Origin of the sequence: Mesorhizobium sp. M1E.F.Ca.ET.063.01.1.1, from assembly GCF_003998155.1 — a bacterium.
Classification (GTDB): Bacteria; Pseudomonadota; Alphaproteobacteria; order Rhizobiales; family Rhizobiaceae; genus Mesorhizobium.
Map to the genome: position 1 here is coordinate 1 of NZ_RZSC01000024.1, position 22603 is coordinate 22603.

Sequence of the window (22603 nt, forward strand, 5' to 3'; positions counted from 1 at the left end):
CACTGTGGAAATGCTTGGGCTGACCCAAGAGGGCAACGCCGATCACCGGCGCAAAGAGGCCGGACACCACCCACGACGCGAGCAGAGATAGTGCCACAACTGCAAACAGCGAGAATGTGTATTCGCCAGCGCTGCTGCGCGCGAAGCCGACAGGCACGAAGCCCGCAACGGTGACCAGCGTCCCCGTTAGCCGCGGCATTGCCGTCGAGGCGTAGGCGAAGACGGCCGCAGTGGGCCTGTCGTCGCCGCGTTCCAGACGGCTCACCATCGTCTCGACGGTGATCATGGCATCGTCGACCAACAGGCCGAGAGCAATGATTAGGGCGCCCAGCGAGATGCGTTGCAGGTCGATGCCCAAGGCAAGCATCGCCGCGAAAACGACTGCCAGGACCAGCGGGATCGAAATAGCAACGACAGAGCCGGCTCGGAAGCCGAGGCTCAAAACGCTCACGACGAGCACGATAGCGATCGCCTCCACCAGTGCTTGCATGAACTCGCCGATTGCGTGGCTGACCGTCTCCGGCTGGTTGGCGACCATTGTGGGCTCGATGCCTACCGGCAGGTCCTTCTTCAGTTCCCGTATGCTCTCTTCGATGTTGCGGCCGAGCGCAAGCACGTCCCCGCCCTCGCGCATAGAGATCCCGAGGCCCAGGCCAGGCTTGCCGTTGATGCGGAAGATCGGGTCCGGCGGGTTGGCGTCCTCGCGGCGCACCTGAGCGATGTCGGCAAGGCGGATTATGCGATCACCGACGGCGAAATTAACGGCAAGAATATCCTTTTCGGACCTCAGCGCGCCGCTTACCTGCAGTTTGACCCCTTCCTGATCGGTAACGATCTCACCGGAGGGAATCACGGCGTTCTGAGCTTGCAATGCCGTTGTCAGAGCTTCGGCCGTCAGGCCGTAGCCGGCGAGCTTTTGGGGCGAGAACTCGATATAGATACGTTCAGGCTGGGCGCCGATCAAATTTACCTTGGCGACATCGGGCACCTGCAAGAGTCGCGAACGGACGCCTTCCACGTAGTCGCGTAGTTCGCGATTGGTGTACCCGTCGCCGGTGAAACCATAGATGATGCCGTAGGTATCACCGAACTCGTCATCGGCGACAGGGCCGATCACGCCGTGCGGCAAAGTCAGTTCGATGTCGTGTACCTTCTTGCGCACCTGATACCAAGTATCGAGGACCGATTTCGGAGGCGTGGAACCCTTCAGATACACGAAGACGGTCGATTCGCCTGCTTTGGTGTAGCTCTTCAGGTAGTCGAGATGCGGTGTCTCCTGAAGTTTGCGCTCCAAGCGCTCGGTGACCTGGTGCAGCGTATCGTCGAGCGTAGCACCCGGCCATTTTGCCTGCACCACCATGGTCTTGATGGTGAAAGCGGGATCCTCGTTGCGGCCCAGTTGCATATAGGCGCCTATGCCAAGCACGAGAATAGCGAGCATCAGGTAGTAGACGACCGAACGATGCGCGATCGCCCAGGCGGAGAGATTGAAGCGGTTCATTGGGCGGCTCCCAACAGCCGGACGTTCTGGCCAGGCCGAAGCGCATGCACGCCGGCGGTCACCACGATTTCGCCTTTCTCGACTCCACGAGTTACCACGATGCTGGAGGAGTCCTGGCGCTGCAATTCAACGGCTCGAAGGGAGACTTGCTGCGTTTTAACATCGACAATCCACACCGCCGGCCGGTCGTCCTCAGTTGTCAGCGCAGTTGCCGGCAGCTCGATACCGCCGGCGCCCTCCATACGGGCCAGACCGGTCACCGTTGCACCTAGGCGCATGGCCTTCGGCCAGTCGGTCAATCCGACTTTGACCTGATAGCTGCGGGTGACCGGATCGGCCTGGGGCGCCACCTCGCGCACATGGCCAACCGCATGGACTGACGGATCATCGGTGAGCGCGATTTCGATCAATGCGTCGGGAGAGACTTGGCGCATCAGACTTGCCGGCACGTCGAACACGGCGTCGGCGCCGTCGTCATGCGCCACCGTAACGATTGTCTGGCCGGCCCTTACAACCTCTCCTGCCTCGGCGCCGGTGGCGATCACCGCGCCCGATGAGTCGGCCAGCAATTTGGTGTAGCCGAACTGGTCTTCGGCTGAGTGCAACGCTGCCGCTGTGGAATCGACCTCGGCCTTGGCGCTGACATGCGCTCTCTCGGCAGCATCGAACTGGGCCCTGGTGGTAAAGCCCTGCTGCAGGAGAGATGCCTGACGCTGGAGTGTGTTGGCGGCTTCGTGGAAGGCCGCTTGTGCCGCCTGACTCTGGGCCTGTGCGGCGCGCAGGCCGTCTTGCTGTGGCTGCGGATCGATTTCGGCGATGACGTCGCCTGGCTTGACGACCTGGCCGACATTTGCTTGGCGGCCAATCATCCTGCCGTCGATGCGGAAAGCCAGGTTCTCCTCGGTACGCGAGCGGACATGGCCGGTTAGCGAAATAGGCTCCCCCTCAGCGCTGGCCGCGGCGACAACAGTGCGGACCGGCCGAATGTCTGGCGGTGGCGGTGCGGATGCGCCGACACTAACGAACAGGACCAAACCCAGCGAAGCACAAACGATAGCGGATTTCATGACCGACCTCTTGATTGGCTGTCAGGCCCTATAGCCTGGACAATCTTAGCTTCGTTATATACATTCTTGTATGTATGTAAATGGGGAGTCGGTGTGGATGTATGTAAAAAGGAGCAGAAGGAACGGAATCGTGAGCAGCGCTAAGACCGAAGCCGGACAGACCCGTATGGCCGTTTGGCTGAGACAGTCGACCAGTTTCCCGCCTCGTAGAGGCAGGCCCAGAGCCGCGCATATAGTGAAAGGCCGCCTGTGACGCGGTGACGAGCTCCTGCACCGTCGATAGGAATTTTGTAAGCAGAGAGCAGGCTCCCATCGCCGTCCGTTCCCTTGCGTGGTCAATCACAAAAAGCCCAACATTGCGGGACAACCACACAACCTAGGTCCCAAACCCTGGGCGAGTTTTGTTATCGATAGTTGGCAACCCGGATCATAATTGCCTGACCGTCGCCGGACCGGAGACGTCAAGTCGTTCGGGAATACCTTCAATGGCGCATTGTTAAATCGTGGGCAGCTTCACCCGCTATTATTCCGCAGTATAAGCATCTTACCTTTTCGGCATATTTTCACGAGTGAACGGCAAGTTCGCGATGACATGTGGATCCGGCTTCGCCGTTCGGCTTGTGATAGCTTGACGATGCGGGCTTTCTTATATACATTCGTGTATGTATATATATCAGGAATTCGTGTAAAAGGTGCCGCGGAAGGAATGTTTGATGAGACGTACTAAGGCCGAGGCCGAACAGACACGCGAGGCAGTTTTAGCCGCGGCAATCGACGTTTTCCTTGAGCGCGGCGTAACCCGCGCTACCCTTGAACAGATTGCCAGTGCTGCAAGCGTGACCCGCGGGGCCATCTACTGGCATTTCCATGACAAGCAAGAGATATTCAAGGCTCTCGAAAGGCGCGCCAACGCGCCGAACGAGGAACTTGGCGACCGTCTCAAAACTCGTCTTGTCGCCGACCCCGAGCTTGATCCGCTGGGTGAGCTGGCTAGCGCCATCTGCCAGGGGCTGCAGGCGTTCGAAACCGATCCCGAACGTTCGCGGATCCTAACAATTCTGTGGCTCCGGTGCGAATATTCCGACGACATGCAGCCAGTTGTCGCGCGCCAGCGAGATGCGGACGTGGCGCTGCAGAAAGTGTTTGAGTCCGTCATCGGACAGGCTGGTGCGCGTGGGCTGCTCGCGCCCGCCTTGTCACCCGAATTGGCGGCGCGCGCGCTCCTTCTGTTGGTAAATGGGTCGGTTCTCGACTGGCTACGCGCGCCTGCAACGTTTGAGCTCACAGCGAGCACGATGCCGATGGTGATCGGGTTTCTGGAAGCAATCAGTGCCCCGGCGCGCCAAAAGCAGCCGTGATGATCGACGGCGATGCGCTTGAAGAGGGGGGACACAGCTGAGGGCCGCGGGGCATGCGATGAGAACGGCAACGTCGCTTCGCAGCGGCGCCAGGCCATTATCTTCGCGGCCTGAGCAGCCGTCCACCACGGCGCGGGAAACAATGGTTCCGCGGGAAATGGCCGATCGAGCCGCACGGCATCGAATTAGGAGACATGGCTTTTCCTACTGACGGCACACCATGTTCCATGCAGGAGAACTGCCACGTAGCCGCTACGACTTTTTCAAATCACGAAAAGACAGGCCACCGAAACAGACCACGCCAGTGGAGACGGGCGATCCATCTTTTGACGACATCAAAGAACAACCTGCGCGCCTATGAGAATTTGCCTCTGTCGGTCTAGCACATTTTTGCGTTCCTGACCTACACCTTGGTATCGGCTCACCGACGATATCAATCGTATTACAGACGTTGTGTAGAATAGATTTGCGACCCGGATCGGCGCATTTTTCTCGCAAGCCATCACGGTCATCGAGTGTCGTTGCTCCTTCGCTCGCTCCTCCCCGAATGCGACCGTGCAACTCGACCCGATGATCGTGATGGTGAGCCCGATTGGTTCAAAGCCATGGAATGGATACGATGAGCAAGGATGGATTTCTTCTTTCCATTAGCGGAGCGCGTCGCGACGTCTTTTGGGCCGATTTAGGCGCCGCATTTGCAGGCGCACGACCTCTCATTGCTTCGCCCATCAGCGGAAAGCAAAAATTTCATGCCTCCGCTGACGCGGCGGGGCATCGCAGCCATGCACCAGGACCAGGTGAACGCCGACCTGCTCACTTCATCTCAAACCACGATCACGCGTTGTCAGCAATTCCGTGGGTGAGCGAATGACAATCTTTGGCAACCTATCGCGCGGCTTGAACCGCGTGTCGGGTGGCTCGCGAGGCCAAACATTGTGCGCTCGTATAGGCGAGCGTTGGCCCGAGTGTTTGTTCTGTCGGCTTATGTCTCGGATTGTAGAGCCGAACCACTGCGCCATCGAGCTAGCGAGCTGGCGTGGGACACGCGCTGCGGCACTGCTGCCGCTGGACGGCTACGGCCTCAAGCGACCTCATACGGATCATCATGGCGAACTGGTCCCTTTGACTACGCGCACGTCGACGTCGACCTCGATGCAGCCTCGGTAGGCTGGCGTTAGAGCATCCGATCTCGGACCCTATTCTAAGTGCTCGACGTGGCGATTCGGTCATCGACCCTCGCGCCCCTGACCTCTAAGCGATCCGCTTGGCCATGCCTTGCCGATGCCCCAACACGACCTAGGCACTCATCGTCCAAAAACGGCCGTTACGCAGATGATATACCCCCTGGCGGCGGCCTGGGTCGTCAGATGCCGCGGCCAACGTTAGGTCGCGCGAATAGGTAGCTGTTCTCCATCTAGGTCCTCGTGTGCAACTTGAGAACAGCCCACATTCGGTCATTGCGGCAATCCGCTCCCAACTCGCCCGCCTCCCTTGGTGTCGCTAATAGGCTAGCGTCCATCAGGCTGAGTGGTGAGCAATGCGGACCGGATCGGATGACCACCACCAATTTTGCGGATTCGACAGCGCCTATGGCCGCTGCCGCCGCCGGTCAGTTAACAAGAAATAGGCTAGTCACTTGTCCGTCTGAGCTCCCAGCCTACGCGGGGTGGGGATCCCTGGCTCACTTGGCGAGCGGCGACGCCGTGTGACCACGTTGGCCGAGCCGTATGAAATGAGCCTTGCGGCCGTTTCCCCGCGCCGAGTTTCGCGCGGTGAAGAGGCGCTCTGGCGCCCCTGCCAGCTTGACGAGCCCTCTCAGAGATGTCTTCGAGTGGCAGAAAGCTATCAGCGCTTTTGGGGCAGAAGCCTTGACTGTCGGAATCGTTGCCTGGGGCGACCCGTCCGCCGGGATCCTGAATCGCGACGCCAATCCCAGCAGACAGCCATCACGCCAAGGAGGGGAAGATGCTAGTAAACCCCTATCTGCTGTTCAAAAGCAGATGCGAGGAAGCTTTCAAGTTTACGCGAGCTGTCTCGGTCCCAGGATCGACGTCTGCTCTCCCGCGAAGCTACCCCAGCGCCCTTCCTGCCCCGCCGAGCGGCGCAGCAGATCATCCATGCCCGCCTGGTTGTGGGCGACACGCTCTTGATGAGTTTCTGACAATCCGTCCGACGGCTATCAAGAGGCTCAAGGGTTTTCGGTATGGCTGGGCGTCGACAGCCCGGCGGAGGCGGAGCGCGTATTCATGCCCAGGTGGAAGGCGAGACTGTCCGCATCCAGGTCGAACGAACAGAACTTCTTCGCCGTCCGCTATGGAAATCTTCTCGCGGAAAGCGTGCCTAAGAGGTTGTAGCTTCCTAGAACAACAATTCCCGGACAGGGCTACAGCCGACAAATGGTGACCTTGGGCGCGAACTCGAAAGCGCGCTCCATGGCGTCCTCGTCCGCCATCACCCGGCTTCACGACTTGGGCTGCGCATAGATGAGGGGACTTGCGCCGCGCAGATAGTCCTTTGCTGGCAGGGCCGGTTGCGGCCGTGCGTAGAACATCGGCTCGCGGGTATCGAGACCGGCGTCGGCGGTCTGCATCGTCATCTCTACGCCGGTGCCGTCGGCCTCAGCCTTACCCATCGCATCTTGCAGTTGTTGCGCGGCTTGCTGGCTCCAAGGCAGCACGTAGAAACGCGGCTCAGTCGAGCCGGGCGTGGTGAGCCATACGTAGATGGCTTCGTTCTCTACCGGGACGGCGCCCACCACCTGAGCTTTCGCGGTGTCACGCCACTCGAGTGTCAGCGGCTTCGGCCGGCCGAGAAGCTCGCTGGCGCCGACATAGACGACGGCGATCAGCGCCAGGAAGATGCCGACCGAGAGAGTGCGGCGAACAAAACCTGCTTGCGGCAGGATGACGAAGATGAACACCCCGAGCAGCAGAGCGAATATGACGGGTGCGATCATCATTGGGAGGCAGCCACGCGTAGGGGTTTGAAGATGCTGTTGATGCTACCTGGAACCAGTTGGCCGGTCGAATCGAGCCGGAATCTCAAGGCGGTAAGCTCCTGGTTGGGCTTGCGCAACTGGACCGTCGTTGTCGCCAGCGGCGCGGACGACTTGGTAGAATCAGGCTTTACGCTGACGGTGACCTTCACTGGAACGGGATATGTGACGTTCACACCGCGATACATGTGAACATTGACGATATACTCGCCCGCGGGAGCTCCGCGCGAATAGGCGACCTCATGGTTGGAGTCGGTCATGTCCTGCGCCATACCAAGGTCGTCGCGCAGCAGATCGAACACCTTGCCGCTCTTATTGGAGTAGCCGACCGGCACATCGCCAGGCGCCTGGACCCACAGATCGACATCGGCGTCGAGCTTGTCGGGCCACTGCGTCTCGACCGTCACGTTTCCCGGCGCCGTGATGCCATCGGTCTCGCTTGCCTTGGCAGGCGGATTCATCACAGTCATCATCAGCGTGGTCATGAGGACGAAGCCGCCGAGCATCAGCAGAGCGGTGTCGAGCCAGACAGTGAGGGTTTCCTCATCCATCGACGTTGCCCAGCAGGCGAAGATTGATCTTCAGCCACAGGTTCGTCGCTATGCCGAGCAGCGTCGCATAGAGTGCGACATACATGCCGTCGATCACCGACCCGATCATCGAACGGACTGCGTTGGGGTCGGCCGTGCCGCCAGTGCGCGCCGCTGAGAAGGCGACGATGAGACCAACCACGGTTCCGAGCAGCCCGATGCGCACCACATGCGTCGCTAGCCAATCGACATCGTGCCAGCGCCGAAGGAAGACGCACAGAACACCCAGGGCGCCGACGGCCGCGATCAGCCAGCAAAGAAATGCGTTGTTGCCGGCAAACGGTTTGCCGGCAATGCCGACCGCCCACAAGCCGACGATTCCCGCGGCGCCGATCGCCTGAAGAACGATGAACCGCGACAGAAAGGCCTGAGGAGTGCAGCCGTCGGAATACGGCCCCGACAGCCTGCGGGCAACGGTGTGCGGCGCTGGGTCGGCTGGCTGCTCGTGCACCAGCTTCGGAGCGACCGGGCTAACGATGGACCGCAACTTCTGTCGCGGCGCACGTCCCTGGAAATAAGTGTCAACCATCTTGGCCTCCTTCTAGGCGATTCAGGCGCCGCGCTCACCTTTGGCGCCCACCCGCTTCAGTTCTTCCCAGCCTTCGCCGGACGCGACGAGGCAGCTTGGGCCGTTCGGCTGGCTGATCAGGATCGTCCAGGTCTCGCCGTCGTCGCTGGTCAACACTTCAACAACCGAGCCGTTTTTATCCAGGCCGAGGGCAACGGGCGCTTCCTTGAACCGGATGGAAAGTTGCTTCAGGATTTCCGGCCGCGAGGCGCACAAAGGCGACCCGCTCGCCGTAGCCGCTGGCGATGCCGCCGCCACCGGCATGGCGGAGATGGCCACCAGCGTGACTGCCACACCAGTCGCTTTGATACGCGTCAATGCAAAACGTGTTTTGATTGGCAAGGGAGCTTCGGTAGACATCGGGACCTCCGAGTTTGTGCGAAGGCAGGCATCGGCTAGCTCTGCGGTCGATTCAACCTTCGTGCCAAGGGTGTACTTGTTCGCACCTGCTATTAGCCTTGCAGATTATTGCAGGAGCCGGGGTACCTTCCATTCTACAAGGGTTTACTCGGGTGTCTGATTAGTCAGGGAAGCTCAAACTTTAGTATCAGCGAGACGCTGTGCGATTTAGAAGCGATTGCCACAAGCCGATGCAATCGATCGGCTTGAACGGAGATGGAATTCCTTGAAAATACGGATATCAACAGCCCTGCCCTTAGAGCAGAAACGAGGATTCCCCTTTGTCAGACGAAAACAGCAACAGCAAGGTTCATCTATCGAACTCACGGCCGACATCGTCACCGCCTACGTGAGCAAGAACGCCGTGCCTGCGGTGTCGCTTCCGGATCTGATCGAGAGCATTAACACGTCGCTCTCCAAGATCGGGCAGCCGGCCGAGCTTGAGAAGCCGACTCTGTCTCCCGCGGTCAATCCCAAGCGGTCCGTCTTTCCCGACTACATCATCTGCCTCGAGGACGGGAAGAAGTTCAAATCGCTGAAGCGGCATCTCAATGTGCACTACGGACTGAGCCCCGATGCATACCGCGAGAAGTGGGGCTTGAAGGCGGACTATCCCATGGTGGCGCCGAGTTATGCAGCGACACGCTCGGCGCTGGCGAAGTCCAGCGGGCTCGGCCGGAAGCCGGGGGCAACGCCAGTCAAGAAGGCGCCAGCTAAGCGAAAGCCGTAGCTTTCCTTTATTCGTCCCCCCACACGACCCGCATCTCCATCGGATCGAGACGGAACGAGCGCCCGCCAAGAACAGGGATTAGTAGAAGGCGGGGATGGTGGTGACGTCTCCTCCATGAGTTTCGCCTTAATTTCCTCGGCCGTGAGGTCCGGGCCGCTCGGAATCAGATCGTGCTTCTTGAGCCACCAGATCGGTAGCTGCTCGGCGTCGCAGTAGGCCAGGTTCGCCTTGATCTGCGATCGCAACCGCTTCAGTTCCGGCACGGTGATCACTGTGCTGGCGACGCGTCTGCTAATATGTTCCCGGCCAAGGCTCACCCGACTGATCGTGTTCCCTGAAGTGCTTCAACGACGCATGGCGAAGCTTCTCCTCGCCCTTCCAGAAACCTGCCCCGCCCATGAAGTGGCCCTTGTCAGCCAGACTTTCTCGGGACAGATCCGAAGCCCTCCTGTCTTCACACCCAACTTGAATCAGTTGTTGAGGATTGCCTGATTCACGTTCTCGGCAGCCAGGTCCAACCGCTTGGTTGGATTGGCCAATTCTGATTCCGGAAATACCCGACTTCGGCGGAGCGTAGCGGACGTGCGACCAAATCAGTACTTGGTCAGAACTAGGGGGTTCGAGTCCGCGTCGCGGGCCACTATCTGAAAATTCATACAAATCAGGCACTTAAGCAGTTATTTTGGTAGGCCTGGAGGATGTGGAAAGAACGTTGATTTCATTGCGTTTTTCGCGGGCCAAATCTGGGACGCTTCCCGTATCCTTCCGTATGCTTCCGCGCGCAACCGGCGCCTGCCCGAAGTCTCGATCGCCGATGTCTCAAGCCTGAGAGGTTCAAATCCTGGACGGGATTTTGAACCTGTCGGGCCTGCTTGCGAAGTCCGGTCAACGGATGAACTCGGTTGTAGAGATGTATTGGCGGTAGCGCTCTACCGACTCGTCCTCAGAATGGAACTTCGATCACGTTTGCACCATTGCGGATCGAGACACCCATTGTTGTGCACGCGCAATTCGAGCGGAGGTCGCAATGAAGAGAGTACGAAAACTTACGAGAACCCGCAGTCGGCGTCTGATTTGTGGAACGGTGTGGTGACGGCTTTGAGGCCGGGAGCAGACGGGTGGCTATTGAGCCGCCGCATAGCAACGAGCAGCCATCCCCGGCGACAAACCAACCGACACCTCAGCAACATATCGAGACTGCCGCGATCGAGCCGAGAGCTTCACTCATGTGTCCGAGCTTGCACGGTACCGTGTTGCCAGGCAGCGCATCTCAAGACCCGGCCGCATTCATCGCCTCGGCACCAACAGGAGCGGCCCGAGCCTGTGCTTTGTCGATGATAATCTGGTTTTCGTGTGGGCTCACCACCCGGTTTGGTCGCTTATCGGTTCGCCTCGTAACGCGTCATCGTCATTGAGGATGCGTCGATCATGCTCATGAATTTGGCCGCAGCCGGTGCCTTGGCGAAGCTGTCCATGGAAGCCTGCGCGGCATCGACCGACTTCCAATGCACGACGACGAGCCACTTGCGCCCGCTGACGGCCGTCTCACGCGAAACGAAGCCGGGTTGCTTGCTGACATGCTGATCCTCAATGGCCTTGTCGACCGGGGCGAAGGCCTCGACCGAGACGCCGTCTTTCAAATTCATCGTCACGATTTCTACGACACCCTTGTCTTGGGCCATCACTGCACCTGTCATGGAGGAAAAGAGGATGAGACTGGCTAAAAGAATAGATTTCATGGCATCCGTCCTCAGAACTTGCCGTTGCCATGCGCCATTTCGGTCGGGATAGCGGCAATCGTATCCCAATGTTCGACGATCTTGCCGCCCTCGACGCGGAAGAGGTCAAAGAAGGCTGTCGGTGCGTCACCCAGCTTGCCTTCCGACGCGGTGAAGACAAAATTGCCCTCCGCCACGATCAGGTGCCGCTTGGTGTAGGCCAAAGCCTGCCCGGCTTCCGCCATCGCCTTGAGCGCGGCACCGAGACCGTCAAGCCCATTGCCCACCATCGAATTGTGCTGGGTGTAGGTCGTGGTCGAGATATAGTCGGTGATCTTCTGTGGCGCGGCGCCAAGCAGGACGTCATTGACGAAGGCTTCAACCAGCGCACGGTTGTCGGCGGTACATATGGGGCTGAATACAGGAGCAAACCATGTATGCAAAAACCATAGCCAGCCTCGCATTGTTGGTAGCTGTCGGAGCCGCTCAGCCTGTGCTGGCGGCAACCGACTGGAAAGCCGTAGCGCAGGCACTCGGGAAATCCGGGAGCGAGGCCGCGGGCGGCGTCTACCGGGTCGGGCTGCCTCGCTCGGACCTGAAAGTTACTCTCGACGGAGTGGAGCTCAAGCCCGCCTTGGCGCTCGGCTCCTGGGTCGCCTTCAAGCCCATGGGCGATCACGATGCCATGGTGATGGGCGATCTCGTGCTGACAGTGCCCGAGATCGACCCGGTGATGATGAAGTTGATTGAAAGCGGCATAGAGGTCACGGCGCTCCACAATCACCTGCAGAGAGCCCAACCCGAGACGATGTACATGCATGTTCTGGGGCATGGCGATCCGGAAAAGCTGGCCGCCGCGCTGCATTCGGCCTTGCAGCAGAGTGGAACGCCACTTTCGGACGCACCGGCGAGCGCCAGCGCTTCGAAGATTGATCTCGATACGTCGATCATCGATCAGGCGCTTGGCCGCAAGGGCAAGGTCAACGGCGGCGTCTATCAGGTCAGCATCCCGCGCGCGGAGACCATCAAGGACGATGGCATGGACGTGCCGGACGCAATGGGCTCGGCGATCGCCATCAACTTCCAGCCCACCGGCAGCGGCAAGGCCGCGATCACCGGAGACTTCGTTCTCGTCGCTTCCGAAGTGAACCCGGTGCTGCGAGCTTTGCGGGAAAATGGGATAGAGGTGACCGCCCTGCATAACCATATGCTCGACGACCAGCCCAGGCTCTTCTTCATGCATTTCTGGGCGAATGACGACGTTGGGAAGCTGACCAAAGGGCTGAAGCTGGCGCTCGATCAAATACACCTCAGGACGGGTAGCTGATCGTTGACACGATCCCTTCAAAACTCAGAAGGGAGCCATTTCGGCGAGGGCGGCGCCGAACGGCCGAGCGTTGAGAGGAAAGGCGGACGCGCCGCGGATATCTATGCGGCGCGGGCCTTTCGGGATTTCGGCGACGGCTTTGCCGCTGTGCTCTTGCCAGTCTACCTGGCGTCAATCGGGCTTGGCCCTCTCGAAATTGGCGTTGTCGCCACCGTTGCGCTCCTTGGCTCGGCACTGTTGACGCTTGGCATCGGGTTTCTGGCTGTCCATGCCGACCGGCGAACCCTGCTTTTGGCGGCGTCCGGCCTGATGATCGCAACAGGGCTGGCGTATACGCAATCCGGCACATATGCGCTTGTTCTGCTCGTGGCCTTCCTAGGCACGATCAATCCTTCGTCGGGAAGTGTCAGCATCTTCGTTCCGCTGGAGCATGCCGTCCTGTCGCGACTCGTCGCGGATGCGGACCGCACGAACGCATTCGCCCGTTACAGCCTGTTAGGCGCACTTGCGGCTGCGCTTGGCGCCCTCGCCGCAACCAGCCCCGACTTCCTGGTGACGATCGGGATTTCGCGGCTCACAGCTCTCAAGTCAATGTTTTTGCTCTATGCCGTTCTTGGTGTGGCGGGCGGCTTGGTGTACGCGCGCATTCCTCGCGGTCCGAAAACCTCTCCTCAAGACCGCCCTGCCGCGGCGCTCGGACCGTCGCGTGTGATTGTCTACAAGCTAGCGGCCCTGTTCAGCATCGACGCGTTTGCCGGCGGTTTTGCCGTGCAGTCGCTTGTTGCCTTGTGGCTGTTCAGGAAGTTTGGCCTTTCGCTGTCGGCTGCGGGTTTGTTCTTTTTCTGGTCGGGTGTTTTGTCAGCGTTTTCATTTCCGGTCGCCGCATGGCTATCGAAGCGCATCGGACTTGTGAATACGATGGTTTTCACACACATCCCGTCGAGCGTCTGCCTGATCCTGGCCGCCCTGGTGCCGAACCTCTACGTCTCCCTGGCTCTTCTTCTTGTGCGCTCGGCGCTATCCCAAATGGACGTGCCGACCCGCTCCTCCTATGTGATGGCGGTCGTCACGCCACCAGAGCGTTCTGCAGCGGCAAGCGTGACGTCGGTGCCGCGCAGCCTAGCAGCCGCCGCGAGCCCCGCCATTGCCGGCGCGCTCTTTGCTGCAGGTTTCCAAGCTTGGCCTCTGGTAATCTGTGGCGCCCTAAAAATCCTCTATGACCTGGCCCTGCTTTGGACTTTCCGTCACATCAAGCCGCCTGAAGAGCGATAAGGCTTGCCTTCTGAGGCGACCGCGGCTTCGACTGCGGGACCGCTTCATTCAAACCGCTGCGATCTGCCACACGGCGACCCCGGCAAGCACGATTCCTGCAACGCCCTCGATACCACGTGAAATAGCGGCGAACAGGCGCGGCCGGCTTTCAAAAACGTGCACCAGCCGTTCTCGGAAAAGGATCGACAAGACCGCGACCGCGGACAGGGTGAGCGCTACGCCGGTCATCATCGTGACGGCAAAGAGAAGGCCCGCCACGGGAACCCCCCTCGACATCGCGAAGGTCATGACCAAAAGCGTCAAAGGGCACGGGATCAAGCCGGCCATGAAGCCGACTGCTTCGCCCTCATGTTTGTGATGGAGGCCATGGCTCAATGCTCGCCAGATCATCCACAGGCCGATCAGCCCGAGCAGGCCGCGGCTGACATCCTCAAGCAGCGGTGCCCGGCCGACACTGCCAAGCGCGATCGAGACCAGCGGCAGAGACAGCGCGGCGATAATCACCGCGATGGTGACATGGGTGACGGAAAGCGTGATGGAGACCAGCAGACCGCGCGCGACCTTGGCGTCCGATCCGGCAAGATAGGTGGCCAACACCGCCTTGCTGTGACCGGGTGTGAGTGCGTGAGCGGCGCCAAAGACGACCCCCATCGGCAGGAACGCCATGAACCCCAGCCAGTCACCACCGCTGGACAGCAATTTAATCTGATCGCCGAGCGCCAGGTAGATCGTACGCTGGAATTCGACGAGGTGCTGAAACATCCGGCGACGGTCCCGTCATGCGCAGATCAATTCGAGTCGCGTCGCAAATATCTTGCCGCGATTGGTCCCTGCAATGCCGTGTTCGCTTATCATCGCGTGAGGCGTTTGTAACCATCTGCACGGCGATCATATCGCTATGGCCCGTACATAATTCAGATTCTTGGTCCCGACAGCGCCACTGTCGCCGATTTTGAAGCCGCTTTCGCTCAACCGCCTTGCGATCGTGTCCATGTCGATATGTCCGTGCCGGTGCAGCCTCGGCAGTATGGATTGACGTGTCGGCTTGCCGAAATCGATCAGCAGCAATCGGCCGCCCGGCTTCAGCACGCGCCTGGCTTCTCGGAAGAAGGCCAGACGGATCGGTTTGGACAAGTGATGCAGCATGAGCGTGCCGATGACCACGTCGAAATGCCCATCTGGAAACGGAATTTCCTGGGCGGTGGCCTTGACGAAATTCAGGTCAAGGCGGGCCCGAACTGCCTTGGCGTAGGCCCTCTCGATCATCTCAGGCGACGCATCGATACCGGCGACCCGGCCCTCGGGGCCGACCAGGCGCCTCGCGGCGATGGCCAGCGTACCCGTGCCGCAAGCGACATCGAGCACCGCTTCGCCGGATTGGAGCCGGGCCAGGTTCAGCATGCGTTCGCGGAACAGGCCCTCGCGGCCAAAGGTCAGGACACGGGCCAGCAAATCATAGCCCGCCGCCCTATGGAGAACGATGCCGACGCCCCTGTCGCTGGCCCCATGCGCGCCGTTGGAACGACTGTGGCGAAGACCGCCCCAAAGCGCCACCGCGACGACTGCGGCAAGGATGAGGCCGTGCAGCGCCGCCGTCCAGGTGCCGGCTTCGAGGTAACCTGCCCCGAGCTTCAGCACGAGCAGTAACGCGCCAACCAGCGAGAGTTTGACGATCACGGCAAGCACGACGAGACCCCTGTAGGCCCGCCGCCCGTCGCCGGCCCGATGGCCTGTCGAGTGCATGTCTATCTCCTTGCGCTTCACTGAGCGAGCTCACAGACAGTCCTTGAGCTTCTGGACCTTGCGTATCATATTGGACGGCGTGTCCAGAAACGCAGTTGCCAGACGGCGGCACGCCGAATGTCTGGAACTGCACGGCGCAAATGGCGGTGACCATGAAAATCGAGCGGAGCGACGACAGCGGTACGATCGACCGGCGCGTCGCTCGCACCCGAGCGGCGTTGCAGGACGCGCTGATTGCTTTGATCCCCGCGCACGGCTACGCGGCAATCACCGTGGAAGACATCTGCGAGAAGGCCAATGTTGGCAGGTCAACCTTCTACACGCACTATGCCGACAAGGATGAACTACGCAGCGCAACCCTCGAAGCCCATTTGCGCTCGCTGAACCGCAAGCGTGCATCGAGCCGCACGGAGACGGGTGATCAGCTGTTTGAATTCAGCTTGCCGATGTTTGAACACGCGCAGGCGTTCCGCGCCCTTCATCGCGCACTGCTGTCGAGCAGCGGCGACACAATCCACGATCAATTCCGCGAACGAATACGCAGGGCCGTTCGGACTGAAGTTGTCGGCAAGCAGCCGGCCGGCATTCCTCCGGAATTCGCTGTCCAATTCATATCGGGAGCATTCCTCACGGTGCTTGCATGGTGGACCACTGAAGAGGCCAGTCTGTCGCCGTCAGAAATCGACGACCTGTTCCAGCGCATGGCGGCTCAAGGTCTGGGGCGCATCAGCGCCGGCGGCTCGGATGGCAGACCCGTCGAGTGATAGCGGCCGCCAGCAGAGCGGCAAAAAAGCTTGACGTTCCACACGCGCGTCGAAAGCCCAGTGCACTGGGGGTGGCGAAATATCATTGGAAGCTCCGATGTCGCGCCATGTCTGTGCCTTCCTTCAGGCTGGCTGTAGACTCATGACCTCAATGTAGACCTCGCGCATTCGCTCTATGACCCTTGTATAAAGCCAGCTCTGTCGGACCTCGCGCGCGGCAGCCTGACCTAGCCGTTGCCGTAGCGCTGGAAACTGGATCAGGCGAATCAGTGCTTGCGCGAGGCCTACCGCATCGCGAGGTGGAAATAGCAGGCCCGTGCGTCCGTGATCGAGGATTTCCGCCGGACCGCCCACCGAGGAGGCAGCGATAGGGAGCCCGAACAGCATACCCTCAAGGATGACCATGCCAAACGGCTCGTACCAGCTCGGCACCACAAGGATGTCGGCCGCCCGATACAACATGGCCAGCTGCTCTGTAGAAAGCCATCCGGTAAAGTGAACTTGCGCCCGGTACTTTTCCAATCCAGCCGGCAGCCAATGCCGAGCCATCTCATCGCCGCTGCAATGCCTATGCCCTCCTGCGAACACAAAGCAGGTGTCCGGTGAACGATCCAGCACAACGGGTATGGCTGCCATCAACTCGTGGACACCTTTACGGTCAACGAAGCGTCCTGAAAAAAGGACGCACAAGGGATTGTGGTCGAGGGCGCGCTTTGTAGCTGCAAGAGCATCGGGACGGTCTTCGATGCCGTTACCAACGATTCGGACCCGACTGCGGGCGGTCGGACAGTAGGTCTCGACCAGCTCGCGTTCACTTCTGGTGAGCGCGACCACAAGATCGGCCGAGGCGATCAACTCTTGCTGGGTATCCCACTGCGCCAGGCACTCAGGGGGGCCTTGGCCGATTTCATATTCTGCTCGATCAAGCGAGTGCACCGTATACACGAGCGGCACCCCGGTACGCTTTCGCAATTCGCGGGCCAGGGGCCACAGCCAAAACGAGTGTAGATGAAGGACGTCCGGCTTCCAGCCTCGCAGCCATCTGACACCCATTTCCAGAGCTTCCTGGTACGAGGCGTGCAGCAAACGGATGCCAGGATCCTCACCCTGGGTAGATGTGGCGGCCTCTGGCAGTTGCTTAGCCTCCGGCGCACTCCAATATGATGAGTTGGACCTCCCGCCCACCAGCAATACTGCTACATCGATCCCGGCTCGCGCCGAGGCGTGCACCAAGCCTCCGATTGCTGTGCCGAGGCCGCCATAAATGATGGGAGGAAACTCGGTCGTAAGGTGCAAGACCCTCATCTAGGCAAAGCTCCGTCGGCCTCCGCCGCGCAAGGGCAGCGGAGCTGTGGGCAAATGCGCGGACTGCGCGGTCTAAAGCGGCTTTATCTGGATGTTGCGGAACGCGACTGATCCGGAGTGCGTCTGCAGTCCGACAAAGCGTGGCACAGCATTGGTGCTGGGCAAACCACGGTCGGGATGCAGCGCGTCCGATCCCGGCACGAAGGCGAATTGAGTCACCTGAACCCCATTCAGCACCACAGTGTAGCTTTGCCCCTGCACCACGATCTCGAACGCGTTCCATTCGCCAACCGGAAGCACTGGAAGTGCGTTCGGATCGTTCGGTCCATGGAGGCCGTAGATTGCCCCTGTCTTGTGAACGGCCAATCCATCGGGGGCGGCTGCCTGGTCGATTTGGACTTCAAAGCCGAAGTCCACCCCGACAAAGGCTGTGTTGTTGTAGCCCCGGCTTTCAGGGTCTGGGAAGCGCAGGAACACGCCGGAGTTGGCATCTTCTTGCCAACGACGCCATTCCAGCCTCAGCAGGAAATCGGGCGGTGTCGGCTGGGTGTGCCACAGCAGCCCGATGTCTGTCCCAGGCTTCGCAACCAATGCCCCATTGATGACCACGAACCGGCCAGGATCGTCGCGCCCCGGCTGATTATGGATCGTTGACATTTGCCAGTTTTGGAGCGTTGCCCCGTCAAACAAGGAAGTAAATCCTGCCTGCGCGGCAAAAGGCTTCGCCAGATGATCAGCAAGCCGGCGTGACAATGCCGCACCCGTGAGCATCGGATTCGGCGACCCGACCGTCGGGAACAACGCTGGGCCGGCGACGTAGAGGTTGGGCACCCGATGAAACCGGGCATCGGGATTGGTGACCGACGTGTTGGGGTCCACACCGAAAGCCAGCGTGCCGGCCTCATGATGGGTCGTGCCTAGGCCGTCCCTTCGATTTAGAAACGGCAATACCGTTACGGCCGACTGGATCGCTGAGACGGGCTGGAAATTGTTGCCTATGAGAACCTCGTATGGATGACCATTGGCAAATACCAGAGCGACTTCGTCCGCGGCGGTGTCCATCGCATTCCATAGGATCTGGTCTTCCTCGGAGGGGTCAATCGAAACAAATGCGCGCGGAATGCCGTGCTCATCAACCTCGCCTGCAAGCGTCACGTGGCTTGACGGGTTGTTCGGCCTCATTTCGCCGATACCGCGGATCGTCAAAACGATCTGATCGTCATTGGCCTGCCGGAAAGCAGCAACGGTATCCACATCCGGAAGCTTCTTGAAAAGCTCTGCCTCGGAATCTGTATTCGGTACGTTAAGGCCTGCAGCCGTGATCTGAAGGTGGAAGTGGCCGAACTTCCCATCGGGGGTATGGCGGCCCTTGACGAACAGGGCCGACGCCTGGAGCTCGTGAACTGTCGGGCTGAGCCCATTTATGGCAGTGCGAGGGAGCCGGATTGTCAGGTTCGACCGAAGGTGCGGCATCAGGTTCGCGCCGATCAGCTCTGCGCCAGGCAGACCAGGCAGTGACACGAGGGCAAGCCGGGCATTTTCGATCGTGCCGAGTGCCAACACGACCACCGCTTCTTCCGGAACCTGTATCGTACCCCGGCTGGTTTCTACAGCAACCACCCGACGGACGGGATCACCGGTGTCTGTGATCAAACGGGTGACATGGCAATCGGGGACGATCATCATGCGTTTCCGGGTATCGTCTCCGTTGGACTCAAATTGTGCAACGCGGCTGGACTTCATCAGCAATGGCACGCTCGAAAACTTGTTAGACGGGAAGAAGCCCGAGCGGGGTGGCCGAGTCTGGACCGCGAGGGGAGCCTCCAGCTTGTTCAGGTTCCGCTGGGAGTTTGGAATGCCATCGAGGTGCAAAGGTAGCTGCGCTAGTGGGATCGCATCGGTCACTTGATTGTTGTCGATGCCCTGCTTGAGTTGTGCGCGAAGGGCGGTATGCATCGCTCCAAATATGAAGTCATTGGTCGTCGTGGTTCCGATCTGTTCGGACGCTTGACGAAAATAGCCGGCCGCGCCACCCGGAAGCGGGCCGTTTAGATCCGCAACGACCGCAGGAGGCCACGCGGACGGCATCTCAGATGGCAGGAACTGCGGGGACCAGCCGCCGAAAAATACTGAGCGGCCGCCGAGACAGTAGGCCAGCCCTGGGAAGCCGTGCGGAACATCGGTACGCCAGGGGAGCCCCCACACTTCGGCGCGAGGAACACCCGGGTCGACGGTTGTTGGTCCCGGGGCGAAAAGTCCTAGCGGCGGCAGGTTCTGGAAGTGCTCGGGGAGAGCAAGACGGCCAGCCTCGATCACCAACACTCGACGTGTTTTTGCCTTGTCAGCGTACATCAGATGCTGAGCCAGTATTGGCCCGAAAGAACCGCCACCAATCACCACCACATCGAACGGACGGCCCGTGCCTGAATTGGTGCTGGCAAGGGCCTCGTCGAGACCATTGCAAACATACCGACCAAGTACGTCACGTGTGAAATCGGTGTTCTGTGGGGTCGAGCTGGTGGGCACCACGGCATCCTCCGACAAAGAAATCGCAGCGACATGGACCTACGGCTAATATTTTTAAATAGATAGAGCTATAAATCTACCTCCGCCGAAACATGCGTAGTGTGATCTTTTTCACATTGTTCAAAATTTTCCATTTGGTGATGCTTTCAATCATCGGTTGCAAAGACATAAATTGGTATTGGCTGCCCATGTTCACTATCCTACCTGCCAACGCTAAAGTTCACTCCCAGCGAGCCCGCCCTCGTGAGCTGCGGCGGGAACAGTAAACCTAGGCACGGCGACGATATGTCAGCTGCGTGTTTGACTCTCGATCATCTGGATTGATCTCGTCTTCCATCAGCACGATAGCGGCTGGTCTAGATGTGGAGTTTCCGAACTCGAGACCCGTGTTGGCTCGCTGTGCTTACAGCCACGCCAGGACGGCGCCCGATAGAGCGAGATATCGGCCGGCTTTCGCGGCCGTCACGATGGGAATGAAACTCCAGAGCGGTTCGCGAAAAACGCCGGCCACCAGTGTGAGCGGATCGCCGATAACAGGTGCCCAGCTCAAGAGCAGGCTCCACCGTCCATAGCGGCGGTATCGTATCGCTGCGCGGTCGAGTGCTGCGGGCTTCACCGGAAACCATTTGTGGTCGCGGAAACGGTCGATGCCGCGCCCAAGCAGCCAGTTGAAAACCGAGCCCAGTACATTGCCGATTGTCGCGACCAGGATCAGCGCGGCCGGCGAATGGGAGCCAGCCAAGAGCAGGCTGGCCAGCAGTGCTTCTGACTGCAGCGGCAGCACCGTTGCCGCCGCGAAGGCGACCAGGAACAATCCGCCGAAGGCGGCAACGTCGCCTAGCATCGCGGCCGTCAGCTCGCTTTCGGCCATCTCGGGTGCCGATCATCGACGACATAGCCGTGCGCGTGTTCGTAGCCCGCATCGGTCCACAGTGCGTCCTCGATGTGAGCATGGCCGTGCGGCAGGTCGTCATGAACGTGGGTGATAACGTCGGGATCATGACGTGGCCACAACCATATCGCGACCGCCAGTGCGGCCGCGCCGACGGCACCGAGCAGGAGGTAGGTGAACGGCAGGCCCATCGCCGCTCCAATCCGCCCGGCGATCGGATAAGTGATCAGCCAGCAGGCATGCGAGAGCGCGAACTGGGCGGCGAACAAGGCTGGCCTGTCGACGGCGTCGGCGGAACGGCGGATCAGGCGACCCGAAGGGGTCTGGGAGACGGAATAGCCGAGGCCGAGCACGAACCACAGCACCAGCAACAACGAATATTGGCCAACAAGCGGCCCGACGAACATGCCGGCAACCAGAATGGCCGCGCCCGTCAGCATCGCCGTGCGGTCGGGGGTCTTCTCCAGCAGCCGCGGCAAAGCCAGCGCGGCGATCATGGACCCACCGCCAAAGGCTGCAAGCGCGAGCGCGGTCTGGCGCTGAGAGAGTCCGAACTGGCCTTGCACGAGGACAACGGTGTTGACGATCACCATGGCGCCGGCCGCGCCGACCGCAAGATTGAGGGCAAGCAGACCCCGCAGACGCGGCGTCGCGAGATAGATGCGCAAGCCGCGCGTCGTGCGATCGTAGATGCCACGTGGCTGCGAAGGTTTCGGGCTTGGCAGGATGACCGAAACCACCAGCGCGGCGGAGGCCAGGAAGCCGATGACCGCGCCGGCGAAAAGGCTATGGAAACTGATGACCGAAAGCAGCGCCGCCGCCAGCATCGGACTGGCGACGCTTTCGAGATCGTATGCGAGGCGAGAGAGGGAAAGCGCCTTGGTATAATCCTTCTCGTCCGGCAGAACGTCCGGGATTGTGGCCTGGAAGGTCGGCGTGAAGCCGGCTGACGCCGACTGCAGGATGAAGATCAGGATATAGACCTGCCAGATCTCGGTGACGAAGGGCAGGAACACCGCCACGCCGGCGCGCACGAGATCGAGCGCCACCAGCATTGTGCGCCTCGGCAGCCGCTCGGCGAATGCGGCTGCTACCGGTGAGACGCCGACATAGGCAATCATCTTGATGGCGAGCGCGGTGCCAAGCACGGCGCCGGCATCCTCGCCGGCGAGATCGAATGCCAGCAGGCCGAGCGCCACGGTAGCGAGCCCGGTGCCGACGAGCGCAATGACTTGCGCCAGGAACAGATGCCGATAGGTACGATCGGCTAGGACGTCCAACATGATGTCTGTCTTTTCTTGGTGCGCGGAGGCGTGCAGCGAGGTCCGCCGAACGAATGGTCAGTGGTGATGGCCTTCCGGCTCGACCATCTTGAATGGCAGGACCTGTTCCCTGCCCTTCGAGTTCAGGATCAGCCGCGCCTCGAATTCGTGCGGCTCGGCCGGTGCGACGCTGCTCTCGAGCCGATGGTGATCACCGGCGACCGGTCCAAGCGAAAGCGTTTCGGGGCCTTCAGGCCGGTCAATAACAACGGTCGCGCCGAGACCGTCAACGTGGCGGTCGATGGTCAGGCGCATGCGCTCGCCGGCGGGCGTATCGACAATCCCGAGCGTTCCGTCGGCGAGATCGCAAGCAACCTTGAACGGATCAGGCGCGTAGTGGCCGGCATGTCCCGTCACTGGCCCGCCCTCGCCTTCCAGCCGGATATTCGCCTCTGACAGCGCCGGCAGGTGATCGAACAGCTCTCCCCGCAAGGCCTCGGTGATCGCAACTACATCCCTCGCGGTCGCGTCGTCCGCCACGTTGATGGCAACATCGGCATGTAGCCGATGGCCAATCCAGCGGGCC

At 60.4% G+C, this 22603-nt stretch carries 20 protein-coding genes and 1 pseudogene; 6 read left to right on the top strand and 15 right to left on the bottom strand.

The genetic code is table 11. The annotated features are described in order from the left end of the window. Positions 1–1501: efflux RND transporter permease subunit (locus tag EOA29_RS04140; RefSeq protein WP_145969620.1), on the bottom strand; the 1501-nt coding region annotated here is incomplete at its 3' end. Beyond that, positions 1498–2568 carry an efflux RND transporter periplasmic adaptor subunit gene (locus EOA29_RS04145; RefSeq protein ID WP_127220263.1) on the bottom strand — a complete coding sequence of 357 codons (1071 nt, stop codon included), beginning with the start codon at positions 2566–2568 and terminating at the stop codon, positions 1498–1500. The genes EOA29_RS04140 and EOA29_RS04145, both read right to left, overlap by 4 nt. Before the next feature lie 713 nt (positions 2569–3281). Between EOA29_RS04145 and EOA29_RS04150 the strand changes: the two genes are divergently transcribed. Continuing rightward, positions 3282–3926: a TetR family transcriptional regulator gene (locus tag EOA29_RS04150; RefSeq protein WP_127220264.1), complete on the top strand. Its 645-nt coding sequence runs from the start codon at positions 3282–3284 to the stop codon at positions 3924–3926. Positions 3927–4545: 619 nt separating this feature from the next. Then, positions 4546–4797 (top strand): hypothetical protein, encoded by a 252-nt coding sequence (locus EOA29_RS42160; RefSeq protein WP_127220265.1) that lies wholly within the window; start codon positions 4546–4548, stop codon positions 4795–4797. 1590 nt (positions 4798–6387) lie between these two features. Here the strand turns inward: EOA29_RS42160 and EOA29_RS04160 are convergent. The 4 genes from EOA29_RS04160 to EOA29_RS04175 are packed head-to-tail and all read right to left on the bottom strand — an operon-like array spanning position 6388 to position 8439. After that, entirely contained in the window at positions 6388–6885 is a 498-nt protein-coding gene (locus EOA29_RS04160; RefSeq protein ID WP_127220266.1) for a hypothetical protein, read from the bottom strand. Then, positions 6882–7472, bottom strand: a complete 591-nt coding sequence (locus EOA29_RS04165; RefSeq protein WP_127220267.1) for a hypothetical protein — start codon at positions 7470–7472, stop codon at positions 6882–6884. The genes EOA29_RS04160 and EOA29_RS04165 overlap by 4 nt, the downstream gene beginning before the upstream one ends. Then, positions 7465–8040: a MotA/TolQ/ExbB proton channel family protein gene (locus EOA29_RS04170; RefSeq protein ID WP_127220268.1), complete on the bottom strand. Its 576-nt coding sequence runs from the start codon at positions 8038–8040 to the stop codon at positions 7465–7467. The genes EOA29_RS04165 and EOA29_RS04170 overlap by 8 nt, the downstream gene beginning before the upstream one ends. A 21-nt stretch (positions 8041–8061) precedes the next feature. Next, positions 8062–8439 (bottom strand): hypothetical protein, encoded by a 378-nt coding sequence (locus EOA29_RS04175; RefSeq protein WP_210213110.1) that lies wholly within the window; start codon positions 8437–8439, stop codon positions 8062–8064. A gap of 388 nt (positions 8440–8827) precedes the next feature. Between EOA29_RS04175 and EOA29_RS04180 the strand changes: the two genes are divergently transcribed. Beyond that, entirely contained in the window at positions 8828–9208 is a 381-nt protein-coding gene (locus tag EOA29_RS04180; protein WP_281061034.1) for a MucR family transcriptional regulator, read from the top strand. 1379 nt (positions 9209–10587) lie between these two features. On the opposite strand, the gene EOA29_RS04185 is transcribed toward EOA29_RS04180, so the two are convergent. Together EOA29_RS04185 and EOA29_RS04190 are read right to left on the bottom strand one after the other, a co-directional pair. After that, positions 10588–11016 carry a hypothetical protein gene (locus tag EOA29_RS04185; protein WP_245468406.1) on the bottom strand — a complete coding sequence of 143 codons (429 nt, stop codon included), beginning with the start codon at positions 11014–11016 and terminating at the stop codon, positions 10588–10590. Next, complete coding sequence (locus EOA29_RS04190; protein WP_210213111.1) at positions 10959–11369, bottom strand: nuclear transport factor 2 family protein; 411 nt, start codon at positions 11367–11369, stop codon at positions 10959–10961. The genes EOA29_RS04185 and EOA29_RS04190 overlap by 58 nt, the downstream gene beginning before the upstream one ends. On the opposite strand from EOA29_RS04190, the gene EOA29_RS04195 reads away from it, so the two are divergent. Next, complete coding sequence (locus EOA29_RS04195) at positions 11360–12253, top strand: DUF1259 domain-containing protein (RefSeq protein WP_127220269.1); 894 nt, start codon at positions 11360–11362, stop codon at positions 12251–12253. The two genes, EOA29_RS04190 and EOA29_RS04195, sit on opposite strands and share 10 nt — an antisense overlap. A gap of 99 nt (positions 12254–12352) precedes the next feature. Continuing rightward, complete coding sequence (locus EOA29_RS04200; protein ID WP_127220278.1) at positions 12353–13525, top strand: MFS transporter; 1173 nt, start codon at positions 12353–12355, stop codon at positions 13523–13525. A 48-nt stretch (positions 13526–13573) separates the two neighbouring features. Here EOA29_RS04200 and EOA29_RS04205 read toward each other — a convergent pair whose 3' ends face one another. Both EOA29_RS04205 and EOA29_RS04210 read right to left on the bottom strand, forming a co-directional pair. Continuing rightward, positions 13574–14287, bottom strand: a complete 714-nt coding sequence (locus EOA29_RS04205) for an ABC transporter permease (protein WP_127220270.1) — start codon at positions 14285–14287, stop codon at positions 13574–13576. A gap of 126 nt (positions 14288–14413) precedes the next feature. After that, entirely contained in the window at positions 14414–15268 is an 855-nt protein-coding gene (locus EOA29_RS04210) for a methyltransferase domain-containing protein (RefSeq protein ID WP_127220271.1), read from the bottom strand. A 95-nt stretch (positions 15269–15363) separates the two neighbouring features. On the opposite strand from EOA29_RS04210, the gene EOA29_RS04215 reads away from it, so the two are divergent. Further along, complete coding sequence (locus tag EOA29_RS04215; RefSeq protein ID WP_127220272.1) at positions 15364–16032, top strand: TetR/AcrR family transcriptional regulator; 669 nt, start codon at positions 15364–15366, stop codon at positions 16030–16032. A 123-nt stretch (positions 16033–16155) separates the two neighbouring features. Here EOA29_RS04215 and EOA29_RS04220 read toward each other — a convergent pair whose 3' ends face one another. The 5 genes and pseudogenes from EOA29_RS04220 to EOA29_RS41175 form a co-directional block, all read right to left on the bottom strand. Further along, positions 16156–17337 (bottom strand): glycosyltransferase family 4 protein, encoded by a 1182-nt coding sequence (locus tag EOA29_RS04220; RefSeq protein ID WP_127220273.1) that lies wholly within the window; start codon positions 17335–17337, stop codon positions 16156–16158. 72 nt (positions 17338–17409) lie between these two features. Continuing rightward, positions 17410–19866: a family 16 glycoside hydrolase gene (locus EOA29_RS04225; protein WP_210213112.1), complete on the bottom strand. Its 2457-nt coding sequence runs from the start codon at positions 19864–19866 to the stop codon at positions 17410–17412. A 400-nt stretch (positions 19867–20266) separates the two neighbouring features. Continuing rightward, entirely contained in the window at positions 20267–20734 is a 468-nt protein-coding gene (locus tag EOA29_RS04230) for a YqaA family protein (RefSeq protein WP_245468407.1), read from the bottom strand. Then, positions 20716–22038, bottom strand: coding sequence for an MFS transporter (locus EOA29_RS04235; RefSeq protein ID WP_127220274.1), 1323 nt, complete (start codon positions 22036–22038; stop codon positions 20716–20718). Before EOA29_RS04235 ends, EOA29_RS04230 begins: the two co-directional genes overlap by 19 nt. A 57-nt stretch (positions 22039–22095) precedes the next feature. After that, positions 22096–22603, bottom strand: a pseudogene (locus EOA29_RS41175) (cation transporter); the annotation flags it as partial.